At 38.4% G+C, this 16,485-nt stretch carries 17 protein-coding genes; 3 read left to right on the forward strand and 14 right to left on the reverse strand.

Annotated elements, in window-relative coordinates; translation table 11 throughout:
• Positions 1 to 44: 44 nt before the first annotated feature.
• The 4 genes from DQ356_RS09340 to DQ356_RS09365 all read right to left on the reverse strand — a co-directional run bounded on the left by DQ356_RS09340 (position 45) and on the right by DQ356_RS09365 (position 4,806).
• Positions 45 to 680 (reverse strand): hypothetical protein, encoded by a 636-nt coding sequence (locus tag DQ356_RS09340; RefSeq protein WP_114304215.1) that lies wholly within the window; start codon positions 678 to 680, stop codon positions 45 to 47.
• 3 nt (positions 681 to 683) lie between these two features.
• On the reverse strand, positions 684 to 1,298 hold the full coding sequence (locus tag DQ356_RS09345; RefSeq protein WP_114304216.1) for a hypothetical protein: 615 nt from the start codon (positions 1,296 to 1,298) through the stop codon (positions 684 to 686).
• 113 nt (positions 1,299 to 1,411) lie between these two features.
• Positions 1,412 to 3,406, reverse strand: a complete 1,995-nt coding sequence (locus tag DQ356_RS09350; RefSeq protein ID WP_114304217.1) for a S9 family peptidase — start codon at positions 3,404 to 3,406, stop codon at positions 1,412 to 1,414.
• Between the two features lie 809 nt (positions 3,407 to 4,215).
• Positions 4,216 to 4,806, reverse strand: a complete 591-nt coding sequence (locus DQ356_RS09365) for a hypothetical protein (protein ID WP_114304220.1) — start codon at positions 4,804 to 4,806, stop codon at positions 4,216 to 4,218.
• A gap of 167 nt (positions 4,807 to 4,973) precedes the next feature.
• On the opposite strand from DQ356_RS09365, the gene DQ356_RS09370 reads away from it, so the two are divergent.
• Entirely contained in the window at positions 4,974 to 5,738 is a 765-nt protein-coding gene (locus DQ356_RS09370; protein WP_114304221.1) for an exodeoxyribonuclease III, read from the forward strand.
• A 64-nt stretch (positions 5,739 to 5,802) separates the two neighbouring features.
• Positions 5,803 to 6,597 carry a hypothetical protein gene (locus tag DQ356_RS09375; RefSeq protein ID WP_114304222.1) on the forward strand — a complete coding sequence of 265 codons (795 nt, stop codon included), beginning with the start codon at positions 5,803 to 5,805 and terminating at the stop codon, positions 6,595 to 6,597.
• Between the two features lie 63 nt (positions 6,598 to 6,660).
• Here DQ356_RS09375 and trxB read toward each other — a convergent pair whose 3' ends face one another.
• The 10 genes from trxB to DQ356_RS09425 all read right to left on the reverse strand — a co-directional run bounded on the left by trxB (position 6,661) and on the right by DQ356_RS09425 (position 14,975).
• Positions 6,661 to 7,599 (reverse strand): thioredoxin-disulfide reductase, encoded by a 939-nt coding sequence (gene trxB / locus DQ356_RS09380; protein ID WP_114304223.1) that lies wholly within the window; start codon positions 7,597 to 7,599, stop codon positions 6,661 to 6,663.
• Between the two features lie 145 nt (positions 7,600 to 7,744).
• A complete protein-coding gene (locus tag DQ356_RS09385) occupies positions 7,745 to 7,984 on the reverse strand; it encodes an ATP-dependent Clp protease adaptor ClpS (protein WP_394337261.1) in 240 nt (79 codons plus the stop codon).
• A 97-nt stretch (positions 7,985 to 8,081) separates the two neighbouring features.
• Entirely contained in the window at positions 8,082 to 9,440 is a 1,359-nt protein-coding gene (locus DQ356_RS09390; RefSeq protein ID WP_114304225.1) for a hemolysin family protein, read from the reverse strand.
• A gap of 143 nt (positions 9,441 to 9,583) precedes the next feature.
• Positions 9,584 to 10,441, reverse strand: a complete 858-nt coding sequence (atpG, locus tag DQ356_RS09395; RefSeq protein ID WP_114304226.1) for an ATP synthase F1 subunit gamma — start codon at positions 10,439 to 10,441, stop codon at positions 9,584 to 9,586.
• A gap of 74 nt (positions 10,442 to 10,515) precedes the next feature.
• Positions 10,516 to 12,093: a F0F1 ATP synthase subunit alpha gene (atpA, locus tag DQ356_RS09400; protein WP_114304227.1), complete on the reverse strand. Its 1,578-nt coding sequence runs from the start codon at positions 12,091 to 12,093 to the stop codon at positions 10,516 to 10,518.
• A 15-nt stretch (positions 12,094 to 12,108) separates the two neighbouring features.
• The gene (gene atpH, locus DQ356_RS09405) at positions 12,109 to 12,648 is read right to left on the reverse strand and encodes an ATP synthase F1 subunit delta (RefSeq protein ID WP_114304228.1); all 540 of its coding nucleotides are present in this window, start codon (positions 12,646 to 12,648) and stop codon (positions 12,109 to 12,111) included.
• A gap of 5 nt (positions 12,649 to 12,653) precedes the next feature.
• On the reverse strand, positions 12,654 to 13,145 hold the full coding sequence (locus DQ356_RS09410; protein ID WP_114304229.1) for a F0F1 ATP synthase subunit B: 492 nt from the start codon (positions 13,143 to 13,145) through the stop codon (positions 12,654 to 12,656).
• Positions 13,146 to 13,244: 99 nt separating this feature from the next.
• Positions 13,245 to 13,463: an ATP synthase F0 subunit C gene (locus DQ356_RS09415; protein ID WP_114304230.1), complete on the reverse strand. Its 219-nt coding sequence runs from the start codon at positions 13,461 to 13,463 to the stop codon at positions 13,245 to 13,247.
• Between the two features lie 39 nt (positions 13,464 to 13,502).
• Positions 13,503 to 14,624 (reverse strand): F0F1 ATP synthase subunit A, encoded by a 1,122-nt coding sequence (atpB, locus tag DQ356_RS09420; RefSeq protein WP_114304231.1) that lies wholly within the window; start codon positions 14,622 to 14,624, stop codon positions 13,503 to 13,505.
• Between the two features lie 81 nt (positions 14,625 to 14,705).
• Entirely contained in the window at positions 14,706 to 14,975 is a 270-nt protein-coding gene (locus DQ356_RS09425) for a hypothetical protein (protein WP_114304232.1), read from the reverse strand.
• A gap of 75 nt (positions 14,976 to 15,050) precedes the next feature.
• Between DQ356_RS09425 and ffh the strand changes: the two genes are divergently transcribed.
• A complete protein-coding gene (ffh, locus tag DQ356_RS09430) occupies positions 15,051 to 16,421 on the forward strand; it encodes a signal recognition particle protein (RefSeq protein WP_114304233.1) in 1,371 nt (456 codons plus the stop codon).
• Positions 16,422 to 16,485 lie beyond the last annotated feature (64 nt).

A 16,485-nucleotide genomic window follows, 5' to 3' on the forward strand; every position in this document is an offset into this window, starting at 1 on the left:
TTTGAATTTGCAAAGATACGGCTATAAAAAGGGAAAGTCAAGTGCTACTTCAAGAACGGAGAAACATCAAAAAAAATATCTTCTTCCTTGCAATTAAATTCGTTAAGCATTACCACTCCATTCATTTCCGTTATTACCGACTTTAATTGATAAAACTGTGAAGGAATTTCTTTCATCAACGCATCATAAAAATATAAATGTATATTCATGCTTAAATCCATAAACCTGAACTTCTGTATTGGAATTTTACTTGCTACGAGATCTATTTTTAGCCTTACACGTGGTTTTTTCTTTCCTTTCTTGCTATATAATGATACGTTGTAAGATAAATTATCTATTTTCTCAACAATTACATCTTTTACAATGAATTCATCTTCGTATTCTTTAATTGTGGAGAAATTGATCAACGAGAGTGGTTTATTCAAATTATTACGATCAAAATTCCAAAAAACATTATGCTCTGTATCGTAGATAAAGAGATTTTTGCCATAGCTAAATTTATAATCATAAGCCTGGATAGTAGAATCTCTGCTGTTTATGTAAATATAATTAGTTCTTTTATTTCCTTTGTAAGGACCTTTTAACTGTGTTTCAAATTCTGTACACTTATAATTGAAAGAATATCCTTGCGAGAAAAGTATCCAAGGGTACATGAGGAATATCAATAAAACATTTTTCATGCTTCAATCTTTAAATTTCGACATTAGCTTACGGGTTCTTTTTGTGTCCGGCAATGTTACTGTAAACTCTGTTTTCACTGCCTCATTTACCACATGAAAAGTGGAACCCGGAACATATTGCTTTACATATTCTTTAAAAAAGTAATTCTTTTCCGGATCTAAATTTACTTTCAAACTGCTGATCATTTTTTTGGTAAGATTACTTGCCCCATCAAAAGACAATAAATCATGAGTAAGATCATCATCACTTTCTTCTATATTTAGATACAGTTTATATTTATTATCTGTGACTTCCGCAATGATTTCATAAACATTATGCTTAATTTTTCTTACATGAACTTTGCCGTCGAAAGCACCAACTTTTTTTGGGTACTTAAATCTATTCGAGCGGAGATAATGCAAATCCGGATGCTTTTCATTTCTGCCTTGCTTCACTTCAAAATAATGTAATATTTTACGGTTATCATCGTAGAGCAGTGCTTCATGACCCTCTTTTCCATATACTTTATAGATGGAAAGAGATATACCTGGAACTTTAGAATTGATATATCTTTTTGAAGGCACTGAATCTCCAAAAAACCATGAACGGTCAGTAGGTGATTTGATTTGTTCTCTCATAGAAGTTATTTCATAATCAAATGAATAGCTTTGAGCAAGACAGATTGCGCTCCAACAAAATAATATTATGCAACTAATTTTGAGAAAAAATATATTCATTTAGTACAGGGTTGTTACAAAGTTTCCTTCAGCCAATCAAAAAATTCTCTTTGCCAAACCAGTGCGTTATGAGGATTTAAAACCCAATGGTTTTCGTTCGGATAATAAAGGAATTTGGATTTCAAGCCTTTCAATCTCGCAGTCTGGAACGCCTGATTTCCCTGTTCATACGGAACCCGGAAATCCAAACCGCCCTGAATAATCATGATGGGTGTATTCCATTTGTCGGTGAAATTGCTCGGATTAAAATCTGTATATGCTCGTGGTGTTGGCTGATCCCAAGGTGCGCCGATGTCCCAATTGGCAAAAAATAATTCTTCGGTAGTTCCGTACCATGATTTCATATCGAACAGCCCGTTATGGGAAATAAAAGTTTTGAAACGGTTTTCGTGCATTCCTGCCAACATATAAACACTGTATCCACCGTAGCTGGCTCCTACAGCGCCCATTCTGTCGCCGTCCACAAAAGGTAAAGTCTTGGCAAAATCTGCTGCTGACAAATAATCCTGAATGGCCTGTCCGCCCCAATCACCGGAAATCTGCTCATTCCATTGCGTTCCCCAACCCGGCATTCCTCTTCTGTTGGGAGCTACCACGATGTATCCTTGTGCTGCCATCAACGCAAGATTCCATCTTGTGCTGAAAAACTGTGTCAATGCGGATTGCGGCCCACCCTGACAATACAGCAACGTTGGATATTTTTTATTTGGGTCAAAATTTGGCGGATACACAAACCATACGCCCATTTCTTTTCCATCGGTGGTTTTCACCATTTTTAATTCTGAACGGGAAGGTGTTATGGAAGCGTAATTTTCTTTATTAACCTCTGTTATCTGTTTCATTTTGCCGTTTTTGATGTTGACAGCAAAAAGGTCAGCATTATGATTATAATCTGTTCGGGTGACGATTATTTCAGATTTATTCTGAAGAAGCAATTCATTCACATCAAAATCACCACGAGTCAGTTGCGATATTTTCTTAGTTTTAGGATCTAATGAAAAAAGTTGTTTGGTTCCCCGATACGCAGCACTGAAATAGATTTCTTTGGAATTGTTTCCCCACTTTAAACTTCCGGTAACACTTTCGTCCCAATTTTCAGTAAGGTTGGTTTTTGTGCCGGTTTTCCACTCGATTATTTTAATATCATTTTTATCTGCTTCGTATCCGTCTCTTTTCATGGAAGTGTACATCAGATATTTACCGTCCGGACTGAAAATCGGGTGATTATCATACCCTTTATTTTCTTCGGTAAGATTTTTTACAGTACCTGAAGTCAGATGATATGCAAAAATATCCGTATTGGTAGTGGTTACATATTCTTTTCCGCTGAAAGGTTTTACTACATACAGAAGTTGCTCCGAATCCGGGCTCCAAGTAAAATCTTCCGCGCCGCCAAAAGGTTTCTGTGGAGAATCCCACGATTTTCCTTCCAATAAATCAATGGCAGCGGATGAAGGCTGAGCTGTATTCACGACAAACAAATGATTGTATTTCCCTTCATTCCATGTGTCCCAATGCCGGTGATTGAGATCTGTATAAATTTGCGCAGTAGATTTTGGAGTATCTTTATATTTATCTTTTCCGTATACAGTTTCTACCTGAACTTCCTTGCTGAACGCTATTTTTTTGCCGTCCGGAGAAATTTTTATGAGATCAGCTTTGCCAATCGTATAAAACTCAGTCCATGTTTTGCCTGAATCGGAGGAAATATAAATTTTCTCGCCTTCTTTTGCATACAATCCGTTTTTATCCCACTGAATCAGCGATTTTTTACCAAGATCAACCTCTACAGCGGTATTATTTTTCAGGTTAAGAAAATAATTTTTGCTGTCCGATTTTTCAGTTTTCAAATCGGTTTTGCTGATTTTATAGAACAGAGAAGCCTGGTCAGGCGCCGTCGCTGCGACACTTAATCGGTTTAGTTTCCATAATTTTTCCGGGGTCATTACGTTTTGAGCATTCATCATCAAAGAAGCCGTGATGGCTAACAAGCTGTATTTAATCTTCATACTGTTTTATTGAAAAGTGTAAAAATATTAATTTAAAATCAAGTGGAAAGATAATGAGAATAAAAAGCACGTTTAAATGCAGTTTAATAATCAAAAAAACCTTCCGTTTTTCGGGAAGGTTTTATCAAAAAACAGTTAGGATTTAATATTTATTGAGGGTTCTTTTTAAGGGTTTTCATGTAAAGGCGAATCAATAAATATAATACAGCTGCAATATTTATCGCTAAAAGACCGGCGAAAATAATACCACCGCCCAATGATAAATACAATTTTAAATCATCTTTCAAAACGATGCTTTCCTTTATATTATTGATATTGAGAAAGATAACCAGAACATACATAATACTCGTAATCAATATTGCGGGAAGAGCAAAATAGTGTAATTTTATTTTTGTGGACATATTTGTTTTATTTCTAAGAATGGTAATTTAAAATAACACGAAACCCGCATATACAATGAAAAAAATGTAAAAGAATGGTGCTATAAATACCGTGGATAATCTTGTAGCCGGATTATTTTTTAGTTGTGAGAAATTCTTAAAAAATAAAAATAATCCATACAACAGTAAAGGAAGGGAAATCCAAGCCAACCATTCAATATTGATAAAATGGGCGAGGCCAACGATGACGTAACACGCAACATTTAAAAATCCTATTAAATTTGAAATGTGTTTTAGGTGGTTATTTCCTGAACTGATCTTATCTTCCATATTTACATTTAACATTAAAGATTAGCAATTATTCAGCTCAAATATATAAAAAAACAAAAAAACCTTCCGTTTCGGAAAGGCTTTCGTGAGTAATTTCAATTATTCCGATTTTTCTTTCGGTGTCAGTAGAGGCATAATGTGTTTTCTCATCAGTGGCCGGTGATCTTTCCAATCCGCTCCTTCAGGATTATCTTTGTATGATGTTACCATCTGTACCTCTCCTTTGGTATTTAAAACAAAAAATTTCGACATGCTATCAATAACTTCAAACTGGGGTGGCGTAATCCCCTTCAGGAATTCATTGTATTTTTTTCCTCTGCCGCGTTTTTCATAATCCTTAATGATCAGTATTTTGGCGTTGGGATAATCTTTCCATACGTAATCTTTAGCTAAAAGAGTCCTGCGATCATTTTCTTTATCTACTAATAGAATATAAAAATCTACATCAAAATGCTTTTCTAATGCCATATGCGCCGGGAGATGGTGCAAGCACGGAGCGCACCATCTTGCAAAACTGACCAAAACCGTATTGGGTTTCTCTGAGTTTCTGGCCAGATATTTTACATCCTCTGCATCCACACGATACAGATCCTCAAAATAGGATTTCTGTATATTGCATTTTTCAATTGCATTTTGGGAAAATACAAGAACAGGAATAACACACAGAATTAAAAAAACTGTTCTAGACATAATAGACCCTTATAATGAATAAACAATTCAAATTTATGAATAAAGCAATACATTTACAAATTAGAGATTTCAATCCTAGTCAATACCAAGATTATTAACCTTACTATTAAAGATTCATTGAAAGAAGAAATTAGATCCTTAAGAAAAAAGCTGGAAGAAAAATCAAAATGAAAATAATAAGTTACAATGTCAACGGCATTCGGGCGGCTTTTACCAAAGACTTTTTAGGCTGGCTGAATGCGGCTTCACCAGACATCATCTGCATTCAGGAAAGCAAAGCCGGAAACGACCAGATTGATATCGAAAGTTTTGAGCAGCTAGGCTATCACAGTTTCTGGCATTCTGCCGTAAGAAAAGGATACAGCGGTGTTGGAATTGCCTCTAAAATACCACCCAAAAGCATTCATTACGGTTGTGGTATCGAACAATATGACAACGAAGGCAGAATTCTCCGCGCTGATTTTGAGGATTTCTCCGTCATATCTGTTTATGTTCCTTCCGCTTCCAATATTGAAAGGCTGGGTTTCAAGCTGGAATTTTGTTATGATTTCCTCCATTATGTAAAAACCCTTCAAAAGGAAATTCCCAATCTTATTATTTCAGGCGATTTTAATATTTGTCACCAACCTATTGATATTCACAATCCTATTGGCCTTAAAAATACTTCCGGTTTCCTTCCCGTTGAGCGCGAATGGCTTTCCCGTTTCATAGAAGAATGCGATCTTACCGACAGTTTCCGATATTTGAATCCAGAATTCCAGCAATTTTCATGGTGGAGTTACCGGCAGAATTCCAGAGCGCGCAACAAAGGTTGGCGGCTGGACTATCATTTTGTATCCTCATCTTTAAAAACCCGCATCAGCAGAGCATTGATGCTTCCGGAAGTGAAACATTCCGATCATTGTCCCGTTTTCCTTGAATTGACACAATAATTCTACATTTTATTAGTCTTGTAGCAATATATTTGATAATTTTGTTTAAAATGCACTATTTGAAATGCTGATAACCCTAGAAAAATTAAAAACCGAAATAAAAAACAGTCCACAGGTCGCTAACTCAATACTGGGTTACACGGATCAATGGAAAAGCAGCCATTATAATACATTGGCAACCCTTGTCAGTGAAAGTCTAATGAAGAGCTCGCTGCTGCAGGGCGAAAAGAAATTCGAACTCGGAAACACCATTTCCGGGATGACACTGAAAAGGTTTTTCGAAGGGCAAAACTCCGAAACAGCTTCCAATGACCTTCGTTTTCTTAAAACACTGGATAAACTCAGTATTTTTTTAGGCTATCAGGATTTCAATGAATTTATTCAAAAAAATAAAAATCCTGAAACTCCGATTCATATCCCGGAAACCTTGGTTCATGAAGACCGTATTTATTTTGAAAATATTATTTTGGGATGTGCACGCTGCGAATTTGAATTTCTGCAGAAACTTCCGGAAATTAATCTTGATCCACTGAAAGAATTCGTCATCTCAGGAGCTCCTTATCATACCAGAATAGACCGTTACCTTCACAAATTGAAAGAGCAGGAATATGTCATCAGTTCCTTGCCCGAATCCAACTATGAAGTTTTTAATCTTGAAATTAAGAACAAAACCAGCCGTTCAGTTGTGATTGCTACCAGTGAATTCTGGAACCTCAATTTTATTGATGGAAACGAGGAGCCCCATCACTATCACACCATGAACCAGCAAAATTATTTTCTGAAAAAAGATGCTGATGGAAACTGGAAAATCTGGGATAATTACAACCCGAATGTGTGGGATCTGACGGATAAAATCTAATATAAAAGAAAAGCTGCCGGTAATTTAACCGACAGCGTATTTATTTTTAATTCAGAGAGAATATTATTCCAATTCTCCAAGATATTTTTCTGCATCCATGGCTGCCATACAACCGCTTCCCGCAGCTGTAACCGCTTGTCTGTAAATAGCATCCTGAACATCACCCGCCGCAAAAACGCCGGGAAAATTCGTACGGGTAGAACCTTTTTCAGTAACGATATATCCGTTCTGATCTGTAGTAATCTGATCTTTGAAAATATCCGTATTTGGCTGATGTCCGATGGCGATAAAAATTCCATGTACAGAAATCTTAGACGTTGCTTTCGTCTGATTATTAATAACTACTGCTCTTTCAACCAAATTATTTTCACCTTCAATTCCGATGAGTTCATGATGAAATTTCACTTCAATATTGGGCGTATTTTCTACACGGTGGATCATCGCTTTGGAAGCGCGGAATTCATTTTTCCGAACCAGCATCGTCACTTTCGAACAGAGTTTAGCGAGGTAGGTTGCTTCTTCTGCAGCGGTATCGCCACCTCCGACTACAATTACTTCTTTTCCTTTATAGAAAAATCCATCGCAGGTAGCACAGGCAGATACTCCTCCACCAGCATATTTTTTTTCATCATCCAAACCTAAATATTTGGCAGTAGCTCCTGTAGAAATAATCACAGTTTTGGCGAGAATTTCTTTTTCTCCGGCCCAGAGTTGGTGAATACCGCCTCTTTCGTTGGAAAATATCGCTTTGGTAATCACTTCATAATGTACTTTCGTATCAAAACGCTCTGCCTGTTTTTGAAGATCCATCATCATTTCGGGACCTGTAACACCATTCGGATAACCCGGAAAATTGTCCACTTCGGTCGTGGTGGTCAGCTGTCCGCCGGGTTCGAGTCCGGTGTATAATTGAGGTTTCAGATCTGCACGTGCAGCATAAATAGCGGCCGTAAATCCGGAAGGCCCGGAACCGACGATAACGCAATCGTGAATATTTTCCATAGATACAATTTGATTGAAGCATCAGGCTTCAGATTCAGATGCCCAAAAGTCGGGATTTATTTTCTGTTATTCAATTATTTTGCGATGAATTTTGTCAATCGGAAAGAAACTTTCTTTAAATAAGAAACTCCGGAATTCCCGGAGTTTAAGATACTATTTCACTGGTTAGTCCGCGGGAAATAAGTTTTTTGTGCATGGGCTCCAGAAGTTCGAGACTGCCTGTTTTCACCGTGCATTTTCCTTTATAATGCACCAGAATAGTACATTGCTCTGCCTGTTCCAGTGTATGCTTGCAAATTTCTAATAGTGAAGCAATGACGAAATCGAAGGTATTTACATCATCATTCCAAAGCACCAGTTTGTGGCCCTGGTCTTCATCTTCCATCACCAGTACTTCTTCATCGTATTTTCTTTTTGGGTTTTCGTAATTGTCGGAGTTAAAAATTCTGTTCATTTTCATGTTTTAATTTCCTTACAAAGAATTAGACTTCTCCCATTTCCTCGCTCAGTTCGCTGATAATATCAGGTTCCTTAAACACAAGTTCCACCAATTCCACACTTTTATTATTCATCTTGAGGATTTTAAACTGGTAACCGTTCATGTGGAATTCCTGGTTTTCTTCCGGAATATCTTCCAATTCATGCAGAATGTATCCGGCCAGCGTATTAAATTCTCCTTCTTCTGAAAGCGGGAAAGTATGAGGCAAAAATTCATTGATCTCGTCCAGAGGTTGTGTCGCCTGAACCCAGAAAACATTTTCCCCTACTTTATCCACTACTTTTTCTTCATCATCTTCCTCATCCTGAATTTCGCCCACTAATTCTTCCAGAATATCTTCCAGCGTAATGATTCCTTCCGTTCCTCCGAACTCATCAATCACAATGGCAAGATGCTGTTTTTTGAGCTGAAAAGTTTTCATCAAATCGGAAATTTTCTTGCTCCCTACCACGAAAAAGGCTTCCCTCATCAATTTCCGAAGGTCGTCATGGGTGATATCCCCTTTTCTTTTTACATATTCCCGAATGATTTCTTTGGTGTAAAAAATCCCGATAATATTATCAATAGAATCTTCAAAAACCGGAATTCTGGAATATCCGCTGTCCATGATTTGATTGATGATTTCTTCTATCGGATCTTCAATATCGATTGACAAAATGTTTTGTCTCGGCACCATAATCTGCTTGGCAGAATGATCCGTAAAATCAAAAGCATTTTTAATGATTTCATAATTTTCTTCCTGAATTTCACCTGAATCTGCTGATTGTTTTACCAACAATTGCAGCTCTTCTGTTGAATGAATTTCATGTTCGGAAGCCGGGTGAATTTTCATTAGTCTCAAAAATGCGTTCGACATCTGATTCATAGACCAGATAAAAGGTTTGAACACTGTATAGAAAACTCTTAATGGAACTGCAATCGCCATGGCTGTAGCTTCAGATTTCCTGATGGCGATCGACTTGGGAATCAATTCACCCAATACAATATGCATTATAGTAATCAGTAAAAAGCTTAGAATCAGCGATATAGTAGTGATCGTAGCTGGATCTAATGCAATATTGAAATAAATAAATATGTTCCCAATGATGTGATGCATGGCACTTTCCCCAACCCAACCAAGAGCAAGAGAAGCCAGCGTAATACCGAGTTGTGTTGCAGAAAGATATTCGTCCAGACGTTTGATAATAAATTCCGTCTGTTTTGCCATAGCATTTCCTTCAGCTGCTTTCAGCTGAATCTGGGAGTACCGTACTTTAACAATTGAGAATTCGGCTGCTACGAAAAAGCCATTAAGTAATACTAAGAATAATGCTAATAAAAGCTTGACTATATCCGAGTCCATTTAAAAATTGAATAACAATATTATGCAAATATATAGATTTATTTTTTTGCAACATGATGCAGAAGGTGAAGCCAATGCATAGGTGATAAAATAAAAAAAGCACCCCACGTATGAGGTGCTTCAGTGATGATTGGAGATTTTTTTTAATTTCCTTTCAGTGCTTCTGCACCGGAAACAATCTCAAGAATTTCATTGGTAATCGCTGCCTGACGAGCTTTGTTGTACGTGATCACCAGGTCATTTTTCAGTGCACCGGCATTGTCGGTCGCTTTATGCATCGCTGTCATTCTGGCGCCGTGTTCAGCAGCTACACTGTCGAGCACCGCTTTGTAAACCTGTGTTTTTATGGATTTTGGAATCAGATTTTCCAGAATTTCTTTTGCACTTGGTTCAAAAATATAATCAACAGCAGCAGTTGAAGTAACTTCCGGCATCGCAATTGGCAACACCTGTTCGGTAATCACCTGTTGTGTTGCGGCATTGATGAATTTATTGTAGATTACAAAAACCTGATCAAATTTTCCTTCCGTGTAGTCCTTCATTACTTGTGCAGTAAATCCGGCAACTTTATCGAAACTTAGGTGATCAAAAATTGCACTTTGGTTATCGTACACTTTTGTGTTTTTCCAAACTGCATCATACACTTTCTTTCCGACGGTGAGTATTTCGTAACTCTGTGTAGTCTTCTTCAGTTGCAGATTGAGTTCCTTCACTACAGAAGAATTGAATGCGCCGGCCAATCCTCTGTTGGACGTAATCACGATATACAGAACGTTCTTCACCTCTCTCTGCACCGTATACGTAGCTACCTGTTCCGGATCTGCATTTGCGCTAACATTTTCGATGAGCTCTGTCAGTTTTTCAGAATAAGGCCTCAGCATTACGATAGCATCCTGTGCTTTTTTAAGTTTCGCTGCTGCTACCATCTTCATCGCACTGGTAATCTGCATCGTAGAACTGATGGAGGTAATTCGTCCGCGTATTTCCTTTAAATTTGCCATTGAATAAGGTTCAAAGTCTAAGGGTTAATATTCAGGATACAACTCATGAAGCCGTATCCTGATTGATTTTTATATTAATTGTACTTTACTGAAATATCAGCAGCAGCACTCTTCAATACTTCAGTAATGCTGTTATCTATTTTTCCGGCTTTGATGGCAGCCATGGTTTCCGGGTGTTTAGATTTCAGGAAATCCACATATTCTTTCATGAATTCTTTCACTTTTCTTACAGGAACATCTTTCAGAAGATTTTCTGTTCCCGCATATACCATTGCTACTTGATTTTCAACAGGAAGCGGAGAGTTCACAGGCTGCTTCAGAATTTCCACGTTCTTTTCTCCCTTAGAAATAACTGCTTGTGTAGAAGCATCTAAGTCTGAACCGAATTTAGCAAAAGCTTCCAATTCTTTGTATTGAGCCTGGTCTAATTTTAATGTTCCGGAAACCTTCTTCATGGATTTGATCTGAGCATTTCCACCTACTCTGGAAACAGAGATTCCCACGTTGATCGCCGGGCGAACACCGGAGTTAAAAAGATCTGACTCCAGGAAAATCTGTCCGTCGGTAATAGAAATTACGTTGGTAGGAATATAAGCAGATACGTCACCCGCCTGAGTTTCAATAATCGGAAGTGCAGTAAGCGATCCGCCTCCTTTCACCATTGGTTTCAGGGCTTCAGGAAGGTCGTTCATCTGCTTTGCGATATTGTCATCAGCAATCACTTTCGCTGCTCTTTCCAATAATCTGGAGTGAAGATAGAACACGTCTCCCGGATAGGCTTCACGGCCAGGTGGCCTTCTCAAAAGCAAGGAAAGTTCACGATAAGCAACCGCTTGTTTAGAAAGATCATCATAAATAATCAAGGCTGGCCTTCCTGTATCACGGAAATATTCTCCGATAGAAGCTCCTGCCATAGGTGCATACACCTGCATTGGAGTCGGGTCGGAAGCATTTGCAGCTACAATAACAGTATAAGCCATCGCTCCTTTATCTTCTAAAGTTTTTACAATCTGTGCTACTGTAGAACCTTTTTGGCCTACAGCAACATAGATACAATATACCGGCTGTCCTGCGTCATAAAATTCTTTCTGATTCAGAATCGTATCAATAGCCACGGTGGTTTTACCGGTTTGGCGGTCACCAATAATCAGCTCTCTTTGTCCTCTTCCTACCGGAATCATGGAATCAATCGCTACGATACCTGTTTGAAGCGGCTCATTTACCGGCTGTCTGAAAATTACTCCCGGTGCTTTTCTTTCGATCGGCATATCATAAAGATCTCCCGTAATTGGGCCTTTACCGTCGATAGGGTTTCCGAGGGTATCTACTACTCTTCCCAGCATTCCTTCGCCTACTTTAATAGAGGAAATGGTGTTGGTTCTGTTTACAGTATCTCCTTCCTTTACCTTTTTGGATTCTCCCAAAAGCGCAACTCCAACGTTGTCTTCTTCCAGGTTCAGTACGATACCTTCAATTCCGCCCTGGAATCTTACGAGTTCACCGTACTGTACATTTTCCAAACCGTAAACACGGGCGATCCCATCACCGATTTGAAGTACTGTTCCTACTTCTTCTACGTTAGAATGGGTATCAAAATTTGCTAACTGTTGCTTCAGTATCGCTGATACTTCTGCCGGATTTATTTCTGCCATTTTGGTTCTTTTTTCTTAATTTAATTGAAAATCTTTTCTTATTCGGTTGAGTTTAGACTTTACCGATGCATCGATTTGCTGATCGCCAACTCTTAAAATATATCCTCCTAAGATGTCAGGATTGATGATGGTATGCAGGTCGAAATTGCTTCCTTCCTTTACCAGACCCGATGATTTCAGGATTTCTGTAATATTGTTCTGAGACAATTCTGAAGCAGAAGTAAGAGTGATTCTCTGAATGCCTTGTTTATCTTCCACTTTATTGATGAATTCCTGCGCAATATTTCTCATTTCCTTTTCTCTTCCCTGTCTGATGACAAGGGTGATTAGGTTTTGAGTAACCTTTGAGAAACCTTTGAATATCTCCGACGCTGCAGCCATTTTCTTTTTGGAATCGATGAAAGGAGTTGCAAAGAAAGCATTCAGTTCTTTACTTTCCTTCATGATTTTCACCACATCTTTCATTTCTGAAAAAACAGATGCCGTGTTGCCACTTTCCTGAGTGAAATCCAGCAAACCCTGTGCGTATCTTTTCGCTACTTTGGATGTCAGCATGATAATTAGTTCAGGTTAACGTTGTTCAAATAATTCTCTACCAGTGTATCCTGAGCTTCGTTGCTGTTCAGTTTTTGTTTCAGGATGTTTTCCGCGATATTCACAGAAAGGGCACCAATCTGAGTCTTGATATCAGCCATTGCAGCAGATTTCTCAGCCTGAATGGATTGTCTCGCCTGTTCAATGAGTTTGTCGCCTTCCAATTTTGCAATATCTTTCGCTTCACCTACAATTCTGTCCTTGATTTCTCTGGCTTCTTTCAGGATTGAATCTCTTTCCGCTTTCGCTTCACGAATGATTCTTTCGTTGTCAGATTTCAGCTGCTCCATTTCTATCTTAGCCAGTTTTGCCTGATTGAGCGCGTCTACGATAGAAACTTCTCTGTCATTAACCGCTTTCATGATGGGTTTCCAAGCAAATTTGGTCAGTAGGAAAAGAAGGATCAAAAACGTGAGCGTCATCCAAAACAAAAGGCCTATTCCCGGTTCGATTATCATAGTATATAAACTTTATTAATTGTTTGTTCTAAAAATTATGGAAGATAAAAACCTTAGCAGCAGCCAACCGCTCGCTGCCAAGATTATTTGTTGTGCAGATTACTTGATGAAGGCACCAAAGATAATCGCGATAAGGCCAGCACCTTCGATAAGACCTGCTGCGATCAACATCGCTGCCTGAATCTTACCAGCTTGTTCCGGCTGTCTTGCGATAGCATCCATAGCGTGTCCACCGATTTTACCAATACCAAGGCCTACCCCTAATACTGCTAAACCGATTCCTACATAAATTAGTCCTGCTCCAGTTGTTAAATCCATAATAAAAATATTTAGGTTGTTATATTTTTTAAATTTTAATTAAGCGACAATGGTATCTTTTCCTGCACTGTCGTGGTCATTATGTGCATGATCGTGATCATGATCTTCCACTGCCATTCCGATATACAATGCGGAAAGTACTGTGAAAATAAATGCCTGAAGTGCTGCTACCAAAAGTTCCAGAAGAAATACAAACAAAGCCAAAGGAACTGCTGCCAATCCTAATGCTGCATTTTTGAAAATGAAGATCAGGGAAATAATGGCCAGAATCATAATGTGTCCCGCCGTTACGTTGGCAAAGAGACGCATCATCAGCGCAAAAGGCTTGGTGAAAATTCCAATAATTTCAATGGGCACCATAATAGGGTAAAGCGCAGCAGGAACCGGCGGCATGAAAATATGCTTCCAGAAACTTTTGTTCGCGCTGAACAAAGTGATGATTAAAGTAATAATAGCCAACGCTGCCGTTACTGCAATGTTTCCTGTAAGGTTCGCACTTCCCGGAAAGAAAGGAATCAGACCGAAAAGGTTGTTCAGCCATACAAAGAAAAATACAGTAAGCAAATAAGGAAGATATTTCTGGTATTTGGCTCCGATATTCGGGATCGCCACTTCGTCTCTGATAAAAAGCACCAAAGGCTCCAGCAGTTTTCCTGCACCTTTCGGAACTGCATTCGTTCTGTAATTTTTGGCCATACTGATAAAAATAAACAGCATGAAAATTACTGACAGAAACATCGAAAATACATTTTTCGTAATAGAAAAATCAAAAAAGGAATTGTCGGAAGTATGATTTCCTCCGATAAGATTGAATAAAGAAGCTTTATGTAAACCTTCGGTATTTTTGATAATACCGTGATCTATAGTATATCCGTTCACAATTTCCCCGTGTGCAACATCACTCGACATGAAGAAATGCCATCCTGAGGGATCTTTAACAATCACCGGCAAAGGAATAGAAACATGCTTTTCATCAGGAGTGCCCTCATTCAATGTGAAAAGATGCCATTCGTTAGCATCACCAATGTGGTGCATAATCATCTCAACTGCATTGAATTCCTTTTCGTCTGATGCCGCATCAGTACTGCTCGCTGCGAAGGCTGAAGAACTGAATACCACAAATAAAAACACAAAAAATAAAGAGTAAATTCTCTGAATCATGATTTAATTTTATCGGTGTGCAAATATAGTTCTTTTATTTAATTTTATATGCAGCACAAAATTGATTTTTATCAGTCAGGATTATCTTTCATTCAACAGACGAATCACCTTATAATAAAGAATAAAAGATGCTGTTAAAAAAGTAAAAATTAAAAACAGAAAATGTTGCGTTGTTTTCTCCAGCCATTGCAAACTTATAATGAGCCAGGCAATATCTTTCAGAATATTAACAAATAGAAACTTCATGCCCGCATTCGGAGTGTTCATCCATACCTTTCTGAAAATGAAAAAAACACCAATATTTGCCAAAATCAGTAGGAAAATCACCCCTAAAATTGCTGTAAAATCCATGCTGCAAAATACAATTTTTAATAATTACATAAAATCCTTATTTTTGCACACCTTTACTTATATTAAAACAACAATATGTTCAACAGTTTACAGGATAAATTAGACAAGGCTTTACAGAATATTGCAGGACGCGGAAAGATCACGGAGATCAACGTAGCGGAAACCGTCAAAGAAATTCGCCGCGCACTCGTAGATGCCGACGTTAATTATAAAGTTGCGAAAGATCTGACGAAAAGAGTTCAGGACAAAGCTTTAGGGCAAAATGTACTCACCAGCCTGACTCCGGGTCAATTGATGACCAAGATCGTTCACGATGAACTGGCCGAGCTGATGGGCGGAACTCAGGAAGGCATCAACCTTTCCGGGAAACCAACCGTTATTTTAATTGCTGGGCTTCAGGGATCGGGTAAAACAACTTTTTCCGGAAAACTGGCCAATTATTTAAAACAGAAAAGAAGTAAAAAACCCTTATTGGTAGCATGCGACGTTTATCGTCCTGCAGCTATTGAACAGCTAAAAGTATTAGGCGGACAGATTAATGTACCTGTGTATACCGAAGAAGGTTCGGTAAATCCTTCTCTGATTGCAGAAAATGCCGTAAAATTCGCAAAAGACAACCATCACGACGTTGTGATCGTGGATACCGCCGGCCGTTTGGCGATTGATGAGCAAATGATGAACGAAATCAAATCGGTGCATTATTTCATCAAACCTCACGAAACCCTTTTTGTAGTCGATTCCATGACCGGCCAGGATGCAGTGAATACAGCAAAAGCTTTTAACGAAGCTTTGAATTTCGATGGTGTGGTCCTTACCAAATTAGATGGAGATACTCGTGGTGGAGCGGCTTTAACGATTCGTTCCGTGGTGGAAAAACCGATTAAATTCATTTCTACCGGCGAAAAAATGGAGGCACTGGATCTTTTCTATCCCGAAAGGATGGCCGATAGAATTTTGGGAATGGGTGACGTTGTTTCCCTCGTAGAAAGAGCTCAGGAACAGTTTGATGAAGAAGAAGCTAAAAAACTTCACAGGAAAATTGCCAAAAATGAATTCGGGTTCGATGATTTTCTGAAGCAGATTCATCAGATCAAAAAAATGGGAAATATGAAAGATTTGATGGGCATGATTCCAGGTGTAGGAAAAGCGATAAAAGATGTGGAAATCAGCGATGATTCTTTTAAACATATCGAAGCCATCATCCATTCTATGACTCCCGAGGAACGCCGTAAACCTTCCATTATCAATACCCAGCGCAAAAACAGAATCGCCAGAGGTGCCGGAAGAAAGATAGAAGATGTAAACCAGCTGATGAAACAGTTTGACCAAATGGGAAAAATGATGAAAGTAATGCAGGGCCCACAAGGAAAACAGCTCATGCAGATGATGGGCAAAGGAATGCCGAATATGCCAGGAATGGGTGGCGGATTATTCGGAAAGAAATAACCGACGATTTATGTTAGACATTATATAATGAGATAACCCGGACTGCAATCCGGGTTATTATTTT

Origin of the sequence: Chryseobacterium lacus, assembly GCF_003336205.1 — a bacterium.
GTDB lineage: Bacteria > Bacteroidota > Bacteroidia > Flavobacteriales > Weeksellaceae > Chryseobacterium_A > Chryseobacterium_A lacus.